Source organism: Actinokineospora baliensis (genome assembly GCF_016907695.1).
Classification (GTDB): domain Bacteria; phylum Actinomycetota; class Actinomycetes; order Mycobacteriales; family Pseudonocardiaceae; genus Actinokineospora; species Actinokineospora baliensis.
In genome coordinates, this window is sequence record NZ_JAFBCK010000001.1 from 145427 (window position 1) to 165967 (window position 20541).

Consider the following 20541-nt stretch of genomic DNA (forward strand, 5'->3'; position numbering starts at 1 on the left):
TGAACCGAATCCCGTGCGGAAATCCTCCATTTTCCTCACCCGGACCCTAGTTAGCCCCCTCCGGCACGGCCAACCCCTAAGCCCCCACCCCGTGCCCCTAACCAGCGACCCCACCCGACAACCCGGGCGGTGCGGGCAGCCGTGGGCGGGCGGCGGAGCCTGCCAAGTGTGATCCAGGGTTCACCCCGGTGACGACGAGCGACGGTACGATCACCGCCGCTACGGGTTCGAACCGGGCAAATCCGGCAGGACCCCCGCCCCCGCGACCTACCGCCAGGGCGGCTGACGAGCCTGAAGGGGAACCACAAGCGTGAACGCGGTGCAGCCTAGGGTCGAGGGCGGGACGGCGGCATTGCGGCTGCTCGGCCTGCACAAGGTGTTCGGTGAGTACACGGCGGTCGACCACGCCGACCTCACCGTCGCCCCCGGTTCGTTCTATGGACTCGTTGGTCCTAACGGCGCGGGCAAGACAACAGCGCTCTCTATGGCCGTCGGTCTACTACGTCCGGACGAGGGCCGCTCCGAGGTGTTCGGCGTGGACGTCTGGGCTGAGCCATTGGCCGCGCGCAAGCTCATGGGCGTTCTGCCCGACGGTCTTGCCTTGCCTGAGCGCCTCACTGGCCGCGAACTCCTCACTTACCTCGGTCAGCTAAGAGGCCTGGACGCCAAGACAGTCGCGGACCGCGCCGCGGAGCTGCTCGAGGTGATGGAGCTGACGGGCGACGCGGAGCGCACGCTCGTAGTCGACTACTCCACCGGTATGCGCAAGAAGATCGGTCTCGCCACCGCGCTCCTCCACGGACCCCGGCTGCTGGTGCTCGACGAGCCGTTCGAAGCGGTCGACCCGGTGTCGGCCGCCACGATCAAGCGCATCCTCAACCGGTTCGTCGCGGGCGGCGGCTCGGTGCTGCTCTCCAGCCACGTCATGGCGCTGGTCGAGCAGCTGTGCGACACGGTCGCGGTGATGGCCAAGGGCCGCGTGGTCGCCGAGGGGCCGCTCGACGAGGTCCGCGCGGGCGCGTCGCTGGAGGACACCTTCGTCGAACTCGTCGGCGTCAAGGTCGGCGGCGGGGAGGGCCTGTCGTGGCTGGCGTCCTGATCCGGATGAAGCTCGCCGTCCTGCGGCACACCATCGCCGGTCCGAAGGCGACCTGGATGCTCACCGGCGGTCTCGTCGGCCTGGCCATCGCCGCCGGGACGATCGCGCTCGCCACCGCGGACGCCGCCCCCGGTACCGTCGCCGACCTGCTCGCGGTCACGTTCGCCATCTGGGCCTTCGGCTGGATGCTCGGCCCCGCCTTCGGCGGCGACCCCGTCCTGCGCGCCGAACAGTTCGCCCTGGAACCCGTGTCGCGCACGCGCCTGGCCCTCGGCTTGCTCGGCGCGGCTTTCGTCGGTGTCACGACCGCGGTCACGTTGGTGGCCTTCATCGCGCTCGTCGTCTACGCCGCCCGGCTGGGCACTCTGTCCGTCATCGTGTCCATCCCGGCCCTGGTGCTCCAACTGACCCTCGTCGTCCTGCTGTCGAGGCTCGCGGCCCGGTTCTTCGGTGCGCTGGCTCGCTCCCGCACGGGCGCCGCCGTGACCGCCGTGATCACCGCGACGATGATGGTGCTCAGCCAGTCCGGCTGGGTCGTCTTCATCGCTCTCGACGTCGTGCTGCAGACCGGGTTCTCCAGCGCCACCTCCGTCGTGATCCGCGCACTGCCGTCCAGCTGGGGCGTTATCGCCGTTGAGGCCGCAGCACGCCGAGACTGGCTGTGGGTCGTGGGGCCCTTGTTGGCCTTGGCCGTCCTAGTGGTCCTGCTCGTGTTGCTGTGGGCCCGTGCCCTCGGCCCACAGCGGCTCGCTCGCCCCGTAGTGCGTGGCTCGTCTGCTGCGAGTGCGGCCAAGTGGGCCAACCGCGGACCGGTCACGGCGGTGTACGTGAAGGAGGTCCGCACTTGGCTGCGTGACCCTCTACGCGTGCAGACTCTCGTAGTCGCGCCTGCGTTCGCCCTACTGACCGGCCTGCTGCCACTGCTGTTCGACTCGACGGCCTTCTTGCCGTTCGTCGGTGCCACTACCGCGCTGATGGCCGCTACAACCAGCGCCAACCTCTATGGCCAAGACGGCACTGCGCTGTGGTTGACGCTGATGACACCTGGCAGCGAGCTCGCCGACGTTCGTGGACGCCAGCTCGCGTGGCTGATCTGGTTTGGCCCACTGTCGATCGCTCTGACCATCATCGGCACCGCCATCCACGGCGACCTCTGGCCCTGGGCCATCGCCGCCACCACAGCCACCCTGGGCGGCGGCGCGGGCCTAGTGGTGCTGACCTCGATCGACCAGTTGGTTCCCGGCCCGGACCCGCACCGCAACAAGAACTCGCCTCTAGACCACGGCGACGTCACCGGCCCTGCCTTCGTGGCACTGCTCCTGGTGCTCACAGCCGCCACCCCGGCCCTGTGCGTGGTGTTGGCAGGTGACCTGTTGAACATGCCGCTGCTGATGTGGGCAGGTGGTCCCGCAGGCGTCCTAACGGGCTTTGTCGCGTACTGGGTCTTGGGTGGTCTCGCGGCTAAGAGGCTTGCGGACCGCGGGCCGGAACTGCTGTACCTGATGCGTGCGGGCAAGGAACACGAAGCCGCTCTAAGCGCGGAAACGTCCGTCATCAAGGCCATGCCCCGCCACCGCCGGGGCCTCCTCTGGACGAGCTTCTTCATCGGCTGCCTGGCGACCTTCCCCCAGGGCCTGGTGCCCCTCGGCATGAAGCTCACCGGCGAGATCGAGCGGGTGTGGTTCCTGGCCCTGTACCTCCCCGAAGGCCTCCAGTGGCCGGTGATCGCCCTCATGCTCCTCATCGGCCTGAGCGCCTTCGCCCTGGCGGGCTGGGTCTACCTCACCGAGTCCCGCAAGCTCAAGGCCAAGCTCGAACGCAAAGCCGCCGAGCGCCAACACCAAGACCACCCCGTCGCAGTCGGTTGACCCCGCCGTCGCCTACAGCCCACCCAGGGGCTGTAGGCGACGCCCTAGAGCGGGATGTTGCCGTGCTTGCGGGTGGGGGCCGTGGTCCGCTTGGTGCGGAGGACGCGCAGCGCGGTGGCGATCTCCAGGCGCGTGCGCGCGGGCTGGATCACCCGGTCCACATAGCCGCGTTCAGCGGCGGCGTAAGGGTTGCTGAACGCGCGGCGGTACTCGTCGACCAGCCCGGCGGCGACTGCGGCGCGCTCGGCGGGATCGGCAGCCTGGAGGGTCCTGCGGTGCAGGATCTGGACAGCGCCGGTGGCACCCATGACGGCGATCTCAGCGGTCGGCCACGCCAGGTTGACGTCCGCGCCGAGGTGTTTGGAGCCCATGACCGCATAGCCTCCGCCGTAAGCCTTACGCAGGACGACGGTGACCTTAGGCACGGTGGCCTCGGCATAGGCGTAGATGAGCTTGGCCCCGTGGCGGACGATCCCTCCCCGCTCTTGCGCGACACCGGGCAGGTAGCCGGGAACGTCGGCCAGGGTGACGATCGGGATGCTGAAGGCGTCACAGAAGCGGACGAACCTCGCGGCCTTCTCCGAGCTCGCGATGTCGATTGCGCCCGCGTTCACCAGAGGGTTGTTGGCGACAACAGCGACCGAGTGACCGTCTACGCGCGCGAGCACGCACACGATGTTGCGGGCGTAGTCGGGCTGGACCTCAAGGTAGTCACCGTCGTCGACAACAGCCCGGATGACCTCGGTGACGTCGTAGCCGTGGTTCTCCGCGTCGGGGATCAGGCTGTCGAGCCGTTGGTCCAGTTCGGTCACGTCAGGCTCGTGGGCGTGTTCGTAGACCGGCAATGGGTCCAGGTTGTTGCTGGGTAGGTAACTGAGCAACGTCTGAACCCAGGCGATGGCGTCTTGTTCGTCGTCTCCGACGTAGTGCGCGTTGCCGGACACGGAGCTGTTGACGGCAGGGCCGCCTAGCTCGTCGAGTGTGGTGTTCTCGCCGGTCACCGCGGACACGACCTCAGGCCCGGTGACGAACATGTAAGAGGTCTTGTCGACCATCACGGTGAAGTCGGTTATCGCGGGCGAGTACACAGCCCCACCGGCGCAGGGACCCATCAGCAGCGAAATCTGCGGCACTACGCCAGAAGCGCGCACATTACGCATCCCGAGTTCGGCGTAGTGCGCCAAGGAGACAACGCCCTCCTGGATCCGCGCCCCACCGGAGTCGTTGATACCGATCACCGGGCAGCCGATGCTAAGAGCCAGGTCCATCACCTTGAGGACCTTGTTGCCGAACGCCTCCCCCATGCTGCCGCCGAGGGTGGTGAAGTCTTGGGAGAACACGCATACCTGGCGACCGTCTACCGTGCCGTGCCCAGTGACGACGCCGTCGCCGTAGGGCCGGTTGTGTTCCATGCCGAAGTCGGTGCATCTATGGCGCGCGAACTCGTCGAGCTCGACGAATGAGCCGGGGTCCAGCAGCAACTCGATGCGCTCGCGCGCGGTGAGCTTGCCTTTGGCGTGCTGGCGGTCGACCGCGCGTTTCTCCGCGATCTCGACGGCCTGGACGTGCCGAGCGGCGAGGTCGGAGATCCGATCCGCGGTGGTCGACATGGCTCGGTCCTCCTCACGGCTCAGCGATCAAGGTAGGGCCGAGCCGGGGCGGGGCAGTACCCCTAGCGCCCCCTGCACGCCGCTAAGCTGGGCTTATGGGGGCTTTTGGCAGGTTCTGGCTGGCTGACGCCATCTCGATGTTCGGGACGTACGTCACCACGGTGGCCGTCCAGGTGATCGCGGTGGTCGCGCTGTCGGCGTCGGCGACCGAGGTGGGCATCCTCAACGCCGCCCGCTGGCTGCCGTACCTGCTTTTCGGCCTCATCGCGGGCGTGATCGTCGACCGGTGCAGAAGGCGCCCGATGATGGTTGGCACCGATCTTGGTCGGGCTGTGCTCCTAGGGCTGATCCCGCTCTTGGCCGCGGTGGACCTGTTGAGCCTGCCGGTCTTGATCGCGGTGGTGTTCGGGGTCGGAGCCCTGTCGCTGCTGGGGGACGCCGCCTTCCAGTCCTTACTCCCGCGCATTGTCGAGCCGGACAGGCTTGCGTGGGCGAACGTGCGCATAGAGCAGACAAACTCGGTCGCGCAGACAGGTGGCCCGCTGCTGGGCAGTGGACTCTTGAAGCTGCTGGGTGCTCCCCTGGCCGTTCTTGTCGACGCGGTGTCGTATGTCGTGTCTGGCCTTCTTGTCTTGACTCTTAGGGTCAAGGAGGCGAAGCCCGAGCCCGTTGAACGGCACCTCTTAGCGGAGATGCGCGAAGGTCTGCGGTGGGTCTACCACCACCGCATGCTCGCCTCGCTCTCGCTCAGCTCGCATGCGCGGTTCCTCTTCACCGCTATGGCCAGTACTGCGTTCGTGCCCTACGCGGTAGGCGCGATCGGCCCAGCCGGGCTGGGGTTCGCGTACGCGGCGGCTGGCGTGGGCACGGTGGCAGGCGGCGGCATCTCGCTGCTCATCCACAGGAAGCTCGGCTTGGCACGAACGATCGCGCTCGGGCGGCTCCTCGCCGCAGCGGGCTTCACGCTGGTGCTAGCGGGCGATTGGGCTGTCTACGCCGGGCAGTTCCTCTTAGGCATAGGGCTCGGCGTCGAGGGGCCGCATGACGTCACCTACCGCCAGCAGATCACCCCGGACCGCCTACAAGGACGCTGCAACGCCACGATCCGGTCGTTCAACTGGGGGATGATCACCATCGGCGCGCCCGTCGGCGGGATCATCGGCGACGCGTTCTCCCTACCGGTGGCGTTGGTCGTAGGCGCCACAGGCATGTCATTGGCAGCCGTCGCGTTGTTGGTGTCTCCTTTCCGAGAAGCGAAGTCAGCCGTCTAGCTCGCTGTCGATAAGAGCGAAGATGGTGTCCTCTGTCGCCGCGTCGAGGTCTTCGTCGGCCTCGTCATCGACCGGCGTCCACTTCGCGAGTAGAGCAGCCAAGCGAGCACGGATGCGGTCGGCGTCCTGACCGGACAGCGACGGCAGCACGGCATCGATGCTGTCCAGTTCAGACAGCGCCACCGCTGTCGGGCTAGGCGGGGCAGGCACCAGATCGACTAAGAGCCGTTCAGCCATGGCTATAGGCGTCGGGTGGTCGAACACCAAGGTGGCGGGTAGCCGGACGCCGGTTGTGGTCGCGAGACGGTTGCGCAGCTCAACAGCGGTAAGAGAGTCGAATCCGAGGTCAGAGAACGCGCGTGCTGGGTCTACGGCTTCCGCAGAAGGGAAGCCGAGGACGGTCGCGGCGTTGTTGCGGACCTCTTCGACCAACACGCGGACCCGCTCTGCCGCAGGCAGTGCAAGAAGCCGTGCGCCCAGGTCGACCGGGGCCGCCGCGCCAGCCGCTCGGCGAGTGGACCGGGCTAGAGCGCTGAGCACAGCAGGCGGGTCATCGAGGGCACGCGGGTTGACGATGGCCGCGACCACAGCCGGGGTGGGCTCGGCGAGAGCCCGGTCGAGCAGGGGCAGCCCGGTGTCCGGGGTCAGCGGCGGGAAGCCGGTGCGGGCGAGGCGGTCACGGTCGGCGTCGGTCAGCTCGCCCAGCATGCCGCCCGCGAGGTCCCACGGACCCCAAGCAAGGGACCGCGCTGGGAGGCCGCGGGCGTGGCGGTGGTGGGCGAGTCCGTCGAGGAAAGCGTTTGCGGCGGCGTAAGCGCCCTGGCCGGGGGTGCCGATGGTGGCGGCGATGGAGGAGAACAGGACGAACTCGACCGCGTCCGGGACCGCGTCCCCCAGGGCCAGCGCCGCGTCGGCCTTCGCGTGCAGCACGCGAGCCAGCCGGTCCCGGGTCAACCCGGAGATCACGCCGTCGTCGAGCACACCGGCGGCGTGGAACACCGACCGGACCCCGAGCCCCGCTACGAGGTCACGATCCGCCGCGTCACCCGCGACCACCCGCACCCTCGCGCCCAGAGCCTCTACCGCAGCCACCAAGTCGTCAGGCGCCTTGCCGCCCCGGCTCAGCAGCACCAGGTCGCGGCGGCCCGCGGCGGCGAGGTGCCGGGCGACGAGACCGCCGAGCGCGCCGGTGCCGCCGGTGATGAGGACCGGGTCGGCGGGGTCGGGCACGGCGGGGATGGTCAGCACCACCTTGCCCACGTGCCTGGCCTGGCTCATGAACCGGAACGCCTCGCGCGCCTGTCGCACGTCCCACACCCGCCGCGGCGGCAGGGTGAGCGCTCCGGCGGCGAACAGGGCCATGACCTGGCCGAGGATCTGCCCGATCCGATCCGGTCCCGCCTCGGCCAGGTCGTAGGCCCGGTAGTCCACACCGGACACTTGAGCGCGGATGTCGGTCTTGCCCATTTCCAGGAACCGCCCACCCGGCCGCAACAATCCGAGCGAGGCGTCGACGAATTCGCCCGCGAGCGCGTTGAGGACGACATCGACCTGCGGGAACTTGGCGGCGAACGCGAGATCACGGGAAGAGGAGAGGTGGTCGTCGTCGAGCCCGGTGGCGGGCCATTTCGCGGGACTCGCGGTGCCGTACACCTCGGCTTCGAGATGACGGGCGAGTTGGACAGCGGCCATTCCGACACCGCCTGCGGCGGCGTGGACGAGGACGGATTCGCCTTGCCGCAGGTCCGCAAGGTCGACGAGGCCGTAGTAGGCGGTGGCGTAGACGATCGGCACACTCGCGCCTTCGACGAACGTCCAACCGTCCGGCAGGGGCACCAGGAGCCGCTCGTCGGTGGTGGCGACGGGTGCGAAGGCCGCGGAGAACAGGCCGAGCACGCGGTCACCAACGGCGAACCGGGTCACCTCCGGTCCGACCTCGGTGACCACACCCGCCGCCTCGCCGCCGATCGCGACCTCACCCGGGTACATCCCGAGGGCGTTGAGGACGTCCCGGAAGTTCAGGCCCGCGGCCCGCACGGCGACGCGGACCTCGCCGGGCGCCAGGTCGGGGTGGACGACGGAGGTGAGGACGAGGTTCTCGAGGGTGCCGCGACCAGTGGTGTCCAACCGCCAGGGGCCATCGGGGGCGGCGAGATCGGTGCCGGGGTCAGGAACGACACGCGGCACTAGCGCCGTCCCGGCGCGAATGGCCAGCTGCGGCTCGTCGGGGCACCGGACCAGGGCGGCCCACGGGTCACCGTCGATGTCGACCAGGCGCACCCGGCCGGGATCCTCGCTCTGCGCGACCCGCAGGAGACCCCACACAGCGGCACCGGGCAGGTCGGGCACGTCATCCCCGGCCTCAGCGGCGACGGCGCCCCTGGTCAGGACGGTCACCTTGGCGTCACCCAGGACGGCCGTGAGGCGGTCGAGGAGATCAGGGCCGCTGGAGCAGAGCACCACGTGGTCGGCATCGGCGTCGACCAGCGTCGCCCCCGCTTCGGCGAGCCCGACGGCCGCACCGAAGGTGTCGTCGCCCAGGACGGACCAGGTGCCAGCGGGGTCGGCGAGCGGGACGGGACGCCAAGCGAGGCGGTGCAACGGGGGCGCGGTGGAGGAGGTGGCGGCGGCCGCGCGGAGGACGACGTTGTCCACGGTGATGACAGGCGTCCCAGCGGGGTCGACGGCGAGGAGGGAAACGCCGCCGGGGCCGCTGGTAAGGCGCACGCGGAGGGTGGTGGCGCCGGTCGCGGACAGGCGGACGCCGGACCAGGCGAACGGAACACCAGCGTGTCCACTGCCGGTGGCACCGACCGCGAGCGCGTGCAGAGCGGAGTCGAGCAGCGCGGGATGAAGCCCGAACCCTTCTGTGTCCGGCAGCGTGACCTCGGCGAAGGTGGCGTCTTCGGTGCACCAGACCGCGCGCAAGCCTTGGAAGGCGGGACCGTAGGAGAGACCGGCCGCGTCGAGCTCGGTGTAGATACCGGTGATGTCCACGGGGTCGCCCGGCGGCGGCCAGGGAAAGTCCACAGTGGACGCGTGGGTGTCTGCGAGGGGAGGAAGCGAGAGAGTGAAGGGAGCGCCAGGAATGCCTCCCCGCGACGAACGGCTCGCCCGAGACTCCTCAGCGGCACTTCCGGGCGCGCCGGGGCGGGAGGAGGCGTGCGGATCCCGCGATGGGCCAGCGGCAGCCTGCTCGCCGGAGGCATCGTCAACAGCGACGATGCCCGGCAGCGACCGGCCCTTCGAGAACTCGTCGTTGGCGGCGGTACCTCCGGGTGCGCTGACGGCGGAGCCAAGGGGCGGGACATGCGAGTGCTGTTCGGCGGAGGGGCCGGCAGCCGGCATCAAGGGGTGTCCCTGGCCGACGGGGGTGTCGCCAGGCACGGTGGGGTTGTCGGCTGTGGTGAGAGTGCCGGTGGCGTGGAGGGTCCAGGGGTGGGGGGACCAGCCGGTGTCGTCGGCTGGTTTGGCGTGGATGGTCAGGGATCCGGCGGGGGTCAAGGCCACCTGGACCTGCACGGCGCCGTGGGCGGGGAGGGCGAGGGGGGCGTGGAGGACCAACTCCTCCAGGACCGTGAGGGAGTGGGGGTCGCCTGCGCGGAGGGCCAGTTCCACGAAGGCGGTGCCGGGCAGGACTGTGTGGCCGTGGATGCGGTGGTCGGCCAGCCAGGGATGGGTTCGGGTGGACAGGCGGGCGGTGAACAGGAGCGTGTCGGCGGCAGCGACGCCGATGCCTGCGCCGAGGAGGGGGTGGTCGGTGACACCCAGGCCAGCGGCGGTGACGTCTCCGGCCCAGGTGGTGGGGGTGGGCCAGTAGCGCTCGCGGGCGAAGGCGTAGGTCGGCAGGTCGACCTGCCTGCCGCCCCAGTTGGCGGTGATCGCGGTCCAGTCGACCGCCGCGCCGCGGACGTGCACCTCGGCGACGGCGCGCAACACGGTCTCGACCTCGTCGCGGCCGGAGCGCAGTGCGGGCACCGCGCCGCCACCGACGGCCGCGCTGAGCACGCCGTCCGGGCCCAACTCCAGGTACCGGGTGACGTCCTCCGCCCGCGCCACCGCGTCGGCGAACCGCACGGTCTCCCGGACCTGCCGGACCCAGTACTCGGCCGTGGCCGGGTCACCAGTTGAACTGTTCAACAGTGGGATTGTCGGATTGTTGAACGATAGTCCAGCGATCGCCTGTCGGAACTCGTCCAACATCGGGTCCATCAGCCGCGAGTGGAACGCGTGCGACACGGTCAGCCGCTTCACTCGCCGGTGTTGTTCACCAATCCTACGTTCGAACTGTTCAACAATCCTACGATCCCCGGACACGACAAGTGATCGATCCGAGTTCACCGCCGCGAGATCAACACCATCCGGGAGCTCGACCTCGTCCTCGGCGGCCTCGATCGCCAGCATGGCGCCGCCGGTGGGCAGGGCCTGCATCAACCGGGCCCGCGCCGAGACCAGCGTGCACGCGTCGTCCAGGGACAGGATCCCGGCGACGTGGGCGGCGGCCACCTCCCCGATGGAGTGGCCGATGAGAACGCCCGGGCGGATGCCCCAGGACTCGACCAGGCGGAACAGGGCCACCTGCAGGGCGAACAGCGCGGTCTGGGTGTACGAGGTCTGGTCCAGCTCCAGCCCGCCGCCGAAGACGACGTCCTTGACCGGCAGCTCGATCCGGTCGCACACCTCGTCGAACGCCGCCGCGAACACCGGGAACGCGGCGTAGAGCCCCGCGCCCATTCCGGGCCGCTGCGAACCCTGGCCGGTGAACAGGAACCCGGTGCGACCCTCGTCCGCCTGCCCGATCACCGCCCCGTCGAGGCTGACCGAGCCGAACAGCACCGCCCGGTTCTCCAGCACACCCCGGGACCCCGCCAGCGACCAGGCCAGGTCGACCAGGTCGTGCCCGCTGTCGCGCAACGCCTCCACCTGCGCGACCAGCCCGTGCTCGGTCCGCGCGGACACCGGCAGCACGACCACCGCGGGCGGCGACCCGACCGGCACCTCCTCGGGCAGCTCCGGTGCCGACTCCAGCACGACGTGGGCGTTGGTGCCGCTCATCCCGAACGACGACACGCCGACCCGCCGCGCCCGGTCGACCCGGGGCCACGGCCTGGCGGCGGTCAGCAGTTCGACCGCGCCAGCCGACCAGTCGACGTTGGGTGAGGGCCGGTCGACGTGCAGGGTGGCGGGCAGGACGCCGGAGCGCAGCGCGCCGACCATCTTGATCACGCCTGCCACGCCGGACGCGGCCTGGGTGTGGCCGATGTTGGACTTCACCGACCCCAGCCACAGCGGCTCGGCCCGGTCCTGCCCGTAGGTGGCCAGCAGGGCCTCGGCTTCGATCGGGTCGCCGAGCCTGGTCCCGGTGCCGTGCGCCTCCACGGCGTCCACTTCGGACGCTTCGAGTCCGGCGTCGGCGAGCGCTTGGTGGATGACGCGCTGCTGGGACGGCCCGTTGGGCGCGGTGAGCCCGTTGGAGGCGCCGTCGGAGTTGACCGCCGAACCCCGCACGACGGCCAAGACCCGGTGGCCGTTGCGCAGCGCGTCGGAGAGGCGCTCGACCAGCAGCACTCCGACGCCCTCGCCCCACCCGGTGCCGTCGGCGGCGGCGGCGAACGACTTGCAGCGGCCATCGGCGGCGAGGCCGAGTTGGCGGCTGAACTCCACGAAGGCCGACGGCGTCGACATGACGGTGACACCGCCCGCCAGGGCCAGTTCGCAGTCGCCCTGCCGCAGCGCGCGAACAGCCAGGTGCAGCGCGACGAGACTGCTGGAGCACGCCGTGTCCACGGTCAACGTGGGCCCTTCGAGCCCGAACGTGTAGGCCACGCGGCCGGACAACACCGCGGCCGCGTTGCCGGTCCCCTGATGGCCTTCGCTGACTTCGCGCGCACCCACGAGCAACGCCGGGTAGTCCTGCCCGCTGGTGCCTGCGAACACGCCGGTCCTGCTGCCCCGCAACGACTCCGGGTCGATCCCCGCGCGCTCGAACGCCTCCCAGCACGACTGGAGCAACAACCGTTGCTGCGGGTCCATGGCCAGCGCTTCACGCGGGGAGATGCCGAAGAACACCGGGTCGAACTCGGCGACGCCGTCGACGAAGGCGCCCTCGCGGACGTAGGAGGTTCCGTCGCCGCCGTTCGGGTCGTAGACGCGGGCGAGGTCCCAGCCCCGATCGGCGGGGAACTCGCCGATGCCGTCGCGGCCGTCGGACACCAGGCGCCACAGGTCTTCCGGGGAGCGCACGCCCCCGGGGTAGCGGCACGCCATGCCGATGATCGCGATCGGTTCACCGTCGGCGGCCGAGATCGTCTTGTGCCCCACCTCGGCCTTGGGGCGGGCGAGCGCGAGGAGGTGGTTCGCGAGCGCGGTGGGCGTCGGGTGGTCGAAGACGATGGTGGTCGCGAGCTTGAGGCCGGTGGCCGTGGTGAGGCGGTCGCGGAGTTCAACGGCGGTGAGGGAGTCGAAGCCGAGTTCGGTGAACGCCTGGTTCGACTTGACAGCGGCCGGATCGGCGTGCCCGAGGATGGTGGCGGCGTTGGTGCGCACCAGGTCGAGCAGCGTGCGGCGGTGGTCCTCTTCGGACAGGTGGGAGCGGTCCGGGGCGGCGGGGGCCTCAAGTGCGGGGGCTGGGCTGTCGATAAGGTCGTCGAAGAGGTGTTGCGGTCGGGCGGTGGTGAACGAGGGCACGAAGCGGGCCCAGTCGACATCGGCGACGGTCACGCAGGTGTCCCGCTGGTCGACCGCTTGGGCCAACGCGGCGATGGCCATGGCCGGGTCGAGCGGGTTCAGGCCGCGTTTGCGCAGGTAGTCGGCAGTGCTGTCGGCACCGGCCATGCCCGCGCCCGCCCACGGGCCCCAGGCGATGGCCGTGGCGCCGGTGGCCTCCGCGAGCGCGTCGAGGGCCGCGTTGGCCACGGAGTACGCCGATTGTGAGCCGCTCCCCCAGGTCGCCGACACCGAGGAGAACAGGACGAGCCGGTCGAGGCCGGGGTATTCGGCCAGCACCCGCGCGGCGGCGACCTTGGCGTTGAGCGTCGCCGCGAAGTGCGCGAGGTCCGCCTCGGCGATGGGCGCGTAGTCACCGGTACCGGCCGCGTGGAACACCGAGACTGGCGGGTGTTCAGCCAGAAGCTGCGACAGCGCAACGGGGTCGGACACGTCACAGGGAGCCAAGGTGACCCTGGCACCCCGGGATTCCAACTCCTGGGCCAGATCCACCGCCTCCTGGGCGCTTCGGCTGGCCAGCACGAGGTGTTCGGCGCCGCGGTCGGCCAGCCACCTGGCAACATGATGCCCGAGCGCACCGGTGCCGCCGGTCACCAAGATAGTCCCTTGTGGACTCCACTGCCCGGCGGCCTCAGCGGGCGCGGGCGCGAGGCGGCGGGCGAACAACCCGCTCGCCCGGACGGCGAGTTGATCCTCGCCGCTGGTGATCGCGGCGACGAGGAGGGCGGCGGCCGAGTCGTCCAGTTCCGCGGGGAGGTCGACCAAGCCGCCCCACCGTCGCGGGTGCTCAAGGGCCGCGACCCGGCCGAGCGCCCACAGCGGTGCGGCGAGCGGCTTGGCCAGCGGCTCGTCGACGGCGACCGCGCCTTGGGTGGCGAGCCAGATCGGGGGCCCGTCGGCCCGGAGCAGGTCGAGGGTGTCGGCGATGCCCTGTGCGACAACGGGGTGATCCGGGTGCGGGTCGGTGCTGGTCAGCAGCGAGAGCACCGCGTCGGCTTGTTCTGGCCCGTCGGCGATCGTGGCGCCGTGGGCACGCAGTGCGCTGGTGCACCAAGTGGCGATCGCGGAGTCGGGGTCGTCGGTGAGCACGTGCCACGCGCCGGTGAGCTGGGCCGGAGCGGTGGTGGTGGGCTTCCAGGTCACGCGGTAGCGGAGGTTCGTGGTGGAGACGGGCCAGAAGTGGGTGCGCTGGAAAGCGTAGGTGGGGAGGTCGACCCGCTGACCTGATTCCGCCCAGGTGAACGGGATTCCAGCCACGAATGCCTGCGCGAGACCGCGCCACCACATCTCGACGCCGTCCCGGTTCGCGCGTTGCAGCGGGATGGCGATCGCGTCCGGCAACTGGTCGCGCACGGCCGCCGACAGCACCCCGTCCGGCCCGATCTCCACGAACCGGGTGACCCCCTTCGCCGCGAGCCCCTTCACGGCGTCGGCGAACCGCACGGTCTCCCGGACCTGCCGCACCCAGTACTCGGCCGTCGCCGGGTCACCGGGTGCAGTGCTCACCAGTGGGATTGTGGGATCGTTGAACGATAGCTCCGCCACCACCTCGCGGAAGTCGTCCAGCATCGGGTCCATCAGGCGGCTGTGGAACGCGTGCGACACGGTCAACCGCTTCAGGCGCCGGTTTCGTTCACCAATCCCACGTTCGAACTGGTCAACAATCCCGCAATCTCCCGATACCACAATCGAACGATCCGAGTTCACCGCGGCCAGGTCGAGCCCCTCGGGGAGTTCGACCTCAGACTCGGTGGCCTCGACCGCGAGCATGGCGCCGCCTTCCGGCAACGCGCCCATGAGCCGAGCGCGCGCGGACACCAGGGTGCAGGCGTCGTCGAGGGTGAGGACGCCTGCGATGTGGGCGGCGGCGATCTCACCGACGGAGTGGCCGACCACGTGGTCCGGGGTGATGCCCCACGACTCGACGAGCCGGAAGAGGGCCACCTCCAGGGCGAACAGCGCCGGTTGAGCGAGCTCGGTGCGGTCGAGGTTCCCGGCGGGGTCGACGCCGAGCCGAGTGCACAGCGAGTCGAACACCCCGGCGAAGACGGGGAAACGGCGCAGGTCAGCGCCCATGCCCCGCCATTGGGAGCCTTGGCCGGTGAACAGGAACGCGGTCTTGCCCGGCACGACTTCACCGACCACAGTGGACTGATCCGGCGTCCCGCCCGCCAGCGCAGCGAGGGCAGCGGCGCGATCGGCACCGGGGAGAACGGCGGCACGGTGGTCCATGGCCGCACGTGTTGTCGCCAGCGAGAACGCGACATCGCCCTGCGCTGCTGTCACCGCGATGAGTCGAGATGCTTGTGCGCGAAGGGCTTGCGGGTCGCGGGCGGAGATCAGCCACGGCAGGTCGGCATCGTTGGGCGGCTCGGCAGCGGCCACGGGCGCCTGTTCCACGATCGTGTGCGCATTGGTTCCGCTCACACCGAAGGCGGAGACGGCGGCGGTCCTCGGACGCTCCACTTCGGACCACCCGCGCGGTTCGACCAGCAGTCGAACCGCCCCGGAGGTCCAGTCGACGTGCGGCGACGGAGCGTCGAGGTGCAGCGTCGCGGGCATCACACTGTTGCGCATTGCCTGCACAACCTTGATGACGCCCGCGATGCCCGCGGCGGACTGGCTGTGACCGATGTTGGACTTGATTGAGCCCAGAAAAACTGGGACCCCCGTACGCTGTCCGTAGGTGGCCAGCACCGCGGACGCCTCGATCGGGTCGCCGAGGACCGTTCCGGTCCCGTGCGCCTCCACGAGATCGACATCGGCGGCGGTCAGCCGGGCGTCGGCGAGCGCGTCGCGGATGACCCGCTGCTGGGCGCGACCGTTGGGTGCGGTGAGCCCGTTGGAGGCCCCGTCGGAGTTGACCGCGGAACCCCGCACCACGGCGAGGACCCGGTCGCCGTCACGGAGCGCGTCGGCCAGCCGCCGCACGAGCAGAACGGCGACCCCCTCAGACCACCCCGTCCCGTCCGCCCCCGCGGCGAAGGACTTGCACCGGCCGTCGGCCGCCAACCCGCGCTGCCTGCTGAACTCCACGAACGCCGACGGGTTGGCCATCACCGTGACCCCGCCCGCGATCGCCATGTCGCACTCGCCCGCCCGCAGCGCCCTGACCGCCAGGTGCAGCGCCACCAACCCGCTCGAACAGGCGGTGTCCACGGTGACCGCAGGCCCCTCAAGGCCGAACAGGTACGCCACTCGTCCACTGAGGACGCTCGTGGCCGATCCGGTCAGCCCGTAGCCCTCGTCGGGGACCGCGTACCCGTATCCGGAGGTCGTTGCCCCCACGAACACCCCGGTCCGGCTGCCCCGCGCCGACGTGGGGTCGATCCCCGCGTGCTCGAACACCTCCCAAGACGTCTCCAGGAGCAACCGCTGCTGCGGGTCCATGGCCGCGGCCTCGCGCGGGGAGATCCCGAAGAACGCCGGGTCGAACCACCCGGCCGAGTGCACGAACCCGCCTTCGCGGGCGTAGGAGGTTCCGTCCCGAGTGGACTCCGGGTCGTAGAGCCCGCTCAGATCCCAGCCCCGGTCGGCCGGGAACTCGGAGATGCCGTCGCCGCCGCGGGCCAGCAGGTCCCACAGGTCGTTGGCCGACTCGACCCCGCCGGGCAGCCTGCACGCCATGCCGACGATGGCGATCGGCTCGTGCGCGGCGTCGGCCAGGTCCCGGTTTCGGGCTTTGAGCCGCTCGTTCTCCTTGAGCGAGGTCCGCAGCGCCTCGACGTACTGCTCAACGGACGCGGCCATCGCTATTCCCCATCTCCCGCAGCGACCAGCCGCAGTAGGTCCTCGCCCGCCATGGTGTCCAGGTCGGTGGGGGCGTTGGTGTCTTCGGCAAGGCCCGCCAGGCGCAGCAGCGGTTCGAGCAGCCCCGCTTGCTCCAAACGGGACAGTGGGATGGCGGCGATCGCGGCCCGCACGCCCGCGTCCTCGCCACCCGAGAGCTCGGTGAGCAGGTGTGCCGCGAGTTCGGCCGGGGTCGGGTAGTCGAAGACCACCGTGGCCAGCAGGGACAGGCCGGTCGCCGTGGTGAGGCGGTTGCGCATCTCGACCGCGGTCAAGGAGTCGAAACCCAGGTCGCGGAACGGCCGACCGGGGTCGATCCCGCCGAGGTCGTTGTGGCCGAGGATGGTCGCGGCCTCGGCCAACACGAGGTGCGACACCAGGTCCGCGCGTTCGTGCGCCGCGGTTTCGGCCAGGCGCGCGCGGAACCAGCCGGTGTTCTCGGGTTCGGCAGGCGCGTCAGTGAGCTCGGACAGCAGGGGGCTGGGGCGCGCGGCGGTGAACGCGGGCACGAACCTGGTCCAGTCCACCCCCGCGACGGTGAGGACACGATCGTCACCGGCGACGGCCTCGGCCATGGCGGTCAGCGCCTGGTCGGGTGCGAGCGCGATCAGGCCTTGGCGGCTGAGGTCCGCGCCTGCCGCCATGCCGTCACCCGCCCATGGCCCCCAAGCGATGGACGTGGTGCGGGGACGGGCGGTGGCGAGGCCGTCGAGGTAGGCGTTCGCGGCGGCGTAGGCGGCTTGGTTCGCGCCGCCCCAGGTGGCGGCCGCGGAGGAGAAGAGGACCAGTTCGGCCTCGGGGCAGAGTTCGGCCAGGTGACGGGCTCCGTCGACCTTGCCCGCGAACACGGCGGACAGGGTGTCGGCGTCGAGGTCGGGGATGCGGCCGAGACCGCCGACGCCTGCCGCGTGGATGACGACATCGGGCCGGTGTTCGGCGACCAGCGCGGCCACAGCGTCCCGATCGGACACATCGCAAGCCACCACGGTAGCGGGTAGGTCCACCTGGGACGGGCGCCTGCTGACGACCACGACCCGGTCGGCGCCGGACTCCGCGGCCCACCTGGCCACGTGCTGACCGAGTGCGCCGGTACCTCCGGTGACCAGGACAGTCCCGTGTGGACGCCATGTCCCGGTGGGCGCCGGTGCTCGGCGAAGTCTGCGGCCCTCGATCACCGACGTGATCCGGATCTGGTCCTCGCCGCTGGTCAGCGCACCGGCGAGCAGGGCGGGGTCGAAGTCGCCGCCAGGGAGTTGAATCGTGCCGCCCCAGGTGGTGGGGAGCTCCAGGGCAGCACTGCGGCAAAGACCCAACACGGCCGCGTTGTCGGGGGTGTCACCGAAGGTGAGCGCCCAGACCTTCGTTGGCCGGGCCGCAAACGCTTGCAGGGTACGCAGCGTCGCAGCGAGGTCTTGGGCGGTGAGGACCCCGGCGAGCGGTCGCCCGGTGTCCTCGCGGACCACGGTGGCGCCGTGCGATTCCAGCGCGCGGACGACTGGATCAGGGGCGCCGAGGACCAACCAGGTGCCGGCGAGCACGGGTGACGGCGAGGCCGCGACCGGCGCCCACTCGGTCCGGTAGCGCCACAGCGCGGTGTCGGCTCCGCGGGTCGGCCAGTAGCGCTCGGTCTGGAACGCGTAGGTGGGGAGGTCGATGACCTGGCCGCCCCAGTCGGTGAAGACGGCGGTCCAATCGACGGGGACCCCGTGGGTGTGGGCGGTGGCGACGGCGCGTAGGAGGGTGGTCACGTCGTCGCGGCCCGCCCGCTGGGTGGGGATGCCCTCGACCAGCGCGGACAGGACGCCGTCCGGGCCGAGCTCGATGAACCGGGTGACGCCTTGCTCCCGCGCTGCGGCCACGGCGTCGGCGAACCGAACCGTGGAACGCACCTGGTCGACCCAGTACTCGGGGACGCTGACCTCGGCCGACCCACCGGTCGGCAGGAACTCGATCTCCGGCCGCTGGTACCGCAGGCCCTTCGCGACCAGGGCGAACTCGTCGAGCATCGGGTCCATGAGGTGGCTGTGGAACGCGTGCGAGACGGCCAGCCGCTTCACCCGACGGCGTTGTTCAACAATCCTACGTTCGAACAGTTCAACAATCCTACAATCCCCGGATACGACGAGTGAACGATCCGAGTTCACCGCGGCCAGGTCCAGGCCCTCGGGGAGGTCGAGATCGGACTCGGCGGCCTCGACCGCGAGCATCGCGCCGCCCTCGGGCAACGCACCCATGAGCCGTGCGCGGGCGGAGACGAGGGCACAGGCGTCGACCAGGGAGAGGACCCCGGCGACGTGGGCGGCGGCGAGTTCGCCGATGGAGTGGCCGATGACGAAGTCCGGTCGGATGCCCCAGGACTCCAGCAGCCTGAAGAGCGCGACCTCCAGCGCGAACAACGCAGGCTGGGCGACCGCCGTGTGGTCGAGTTCTCCTTCGAAAGCCGCCGCCAACAGCCCCAACTCGCTGCACACCTCGTCGAAGGCCCGCGCGAACACCGGGAACACGCGCAGCGCCAACCCCATGCCAGCCCGCTGCGCTCCTTGCCCGGTGAACAGGAACGCGACCGGACCACTCCCCGCGGTGCCAACGACCAGATCGCTCGACTCGGTCCCCTCGGCCAACGCTCGCACCCCGTCGGCCGGGTCGGCGGCGATCACGACGGCCCGGTGTTCCAGCGCCGCCCGCGTCACCGCCAGCGACCGCGCCAGGTCCACCGGTTCCGCCTCGACCTCCAGCAGCCGCTGAGCCTGCGCCCGCAACGCCGCGGCCGACCGCCCGGATACCAGGAACGGCAACACGTCAGGTGCCGTACCCGCGGCAGCGACCGGCGCGGGGCCCGCCTGCTCCAGGACCACGTGGGCGTTCGTGCCGCTCACCCCGAACGACGACACGGCCGCCCGGCGGGGCCTGTCCACCACTGGCCAGGGCCGCGACGAAGTCAGCAGCCGCACCGGCCCCCAGGTCACGTGCGGCGACGGTGCGTCGATGTGCAGCGTCGCGGGGAGCGTGCCCTGGCGCAGTGCGTGCACCATCTTGATCACACCCGCCACCCCGGCGGCGGCCTGGGTGTGCCCGATGTTGGACTTGATCGACCCGAGCCACAGCGGCTCGACCCGCCCGGGCCCGTAGGTGGCGGTGAGGGCCTGCGCCTCGATCGGGTCGCCGAGCACGGTCCCCGTCCCGTGCGCCTCCACGACGTCCACATCGGACGGCAGGAGCTGAGCGGCCGCCAGTGCCTGCTCGATGACCCGCTGTTGGGCGGGGCCGTTCGGGGCGGTCAGCCCGCTGGAGGCACCATCGGAGTTGACCGCCGATCCGCGGACGACCGCCAACACCGGGTGACCGTTGCGCTGGGCGTCGGAAAGCCGTTCGAGCAGAAGCACACCGACGCCTTCGCCCCAGCCGGTGCCGTCGGCGGACGCGGCGAAGGACTTGCAGCGGCCGTCGGCGGCGGTGCCCTCGTCGAAGCCGAACCCGGCGAACATCATCGGCCCGGCCATTACCGTCACCCCGCCCGCCAGGGCGAGCGTGCACTCCCCCGACCGCAGCGCCTGGGCGGCCAAGTGCATCGCTACCAGCGACGACGAGCACGCAGTGTCCACAGTGACTGCGGGACCTTGCAGGCCGAGGCTGTAGGCGACCCGCCCGGACAGCACGCTGTTGGCGTTGCTAGTGCCCAGGTAGCCGTCGAGCACCTCTGCGGGGACGGACGTCGCGTAGTCGTTGTACATCACGCCCGCGTACACGCCGGTTCGGCTGCCGCGCAACGACAACGCGTCGATCCCTGCCCGCTCCACCGCCTCCCAGCAGGCGTGGAGCAGCAGTCGCTGCTGCGGGTCCATGGCCAGCGCCTCGCGCGGGGAGATCCCGAAGAACCCGGCGTCGAACCCGCCCGCGTCGGCCAGGAAGCCGCCTTCCGCCGACCCGGGCAACGCGGCCAAGTCCCAGCCCCGGTCGGCGGGCAGCGGTCCCAGCGCGTCGACCCCGTTCGACACCAGCTCCCACAGGTCTTCCGGGGAGGCGACACCGCCGGGGTAGCGGCACGCCATGCCGACGATCGCGATCGGCTCGGCCGCCCGCTCCCGCAGCTCGCGCACCTGCTCGCGCGCGGTGCGCAGCTCCTCGGTCGCCCGCTTGAGGTAGGCGAGCAGCTTCTCCTCGTCGGCCTGCGCCATGAC

5 protein-coding genes and 1 pseudogene are annotated in these 20541 nt (G+C 70.7%); 3 read left to right on the forward strand and 3 right to left on the reverse strand.

What is annotated here, in order from left to right:
• Window positions 1–310 precede the first annotated feature (310 nt).
• A complete protein-coding gene (locus JOD54_RS00410; protein ID WP_307859764.1) occupies window positions 311–1099 on the forward strand; it encodes an ABC transporter ATP-binding protein in 789 nt (262 codons plus the stop codon).
• The gene (locus tag JOD54_RS00415) at window positions 1084–2967 is read left to right on the forward strand and encodes a permease-like membrane multi-spanning protein (RefSeq protein WP_204448639.1); all 1884 of its coding nucleotides are present in this window, start codon (window positions 1084–1086) and stop codon (window positions 2965–2967) included. Before JOD54_RS00410 ends, JOD54_RS00415 begins: the two co-directional genes overlap by 16 nt.
• A 44-nt stretch (window positions 2968–3011) precedes the next feature.
• Here JOD54_RS00415 and JOD54_RS00420 read toward each other — a convergent pair whose 3' ends face one another.
• The gene (locus JOD54_RS00420) at window positions 3012–4577 is read right to left on the reverse strand and encodes an acyl-CoA carboxylase subunit beta (RefSeq protein ID WP_204448640.1); all 1566 of its coding nucleotides are present in this window, start codon (window positions 4575–4577) and stop codon (window positions 3012–3014) included.
• A gap of 95 nt (window positions 4578–4672) precedes the next feature.
• On the opposite strand from JOD54_RS00420, the gene JOD54_RS00425 reads away from it, so the two are divergent.
• Complete coding sequence (locus JOD54_RS00425; protein WP_204448641.1) at window positions 4673–5848, forward strand: MFS transporter; 1176 nt, start codon at window positions 4673–4675, stop codon at window positions 5846–5848.
• On the opposite strand, the gene JOD54_RS00430 is transcribed toward JOD54_RS00425, so the two are convergent.
• The gene (locus JOD54_RS00430) at window positions 5837–16324 is read right to left on the reverse strand and encodes a type I polyketide synthase (protein WP_204448642.1); all 10488 of its coding nucleotides are present in this window, start codon (window positions 16322–16324) and stop codon (window positions 5837–5839) included. The genes JOD54_RS00425 and JOD54_RS00430 overlap by 12 nt on opposite strands.
• 2 nt (window positions 16325–16326) lie before the next feature.
• Window positions 16327–20532: pseudogene (locus JOD54_RS00435) on the reverse strand (type I polyketide synthase); the annotation flags it as partial.
• Between the last annotated feature and the right edge of the window lie 9 nt (window positions 20533–20541).

Excerpts from the sequence above, each read along its gene's own strand:
- JOD54_RS00420 (WP_204448640.1), bottom strand. The coding sequence starts at position 4,577 with ATGTCGACCACCGCGGATCGGATCTCCGACCTCGCCGCTCGGCACGTC.
- JOD54_RS00425 (WP_204448641.1), top strand. The coding sequence starts at position 4,673 with ATGGGGGCTTTTGGCAGGTTCTGGCTGGCTGACGCCATCTCGATGTTC.
- JOD54_RS00430 (WP_204448642.1), bottom strand. The coding sequence starts at position 16,324 with ATGGCCGCGTCCGTTGAGCAGTACGTCGAGGCGCTGCGGACCTCGCTC.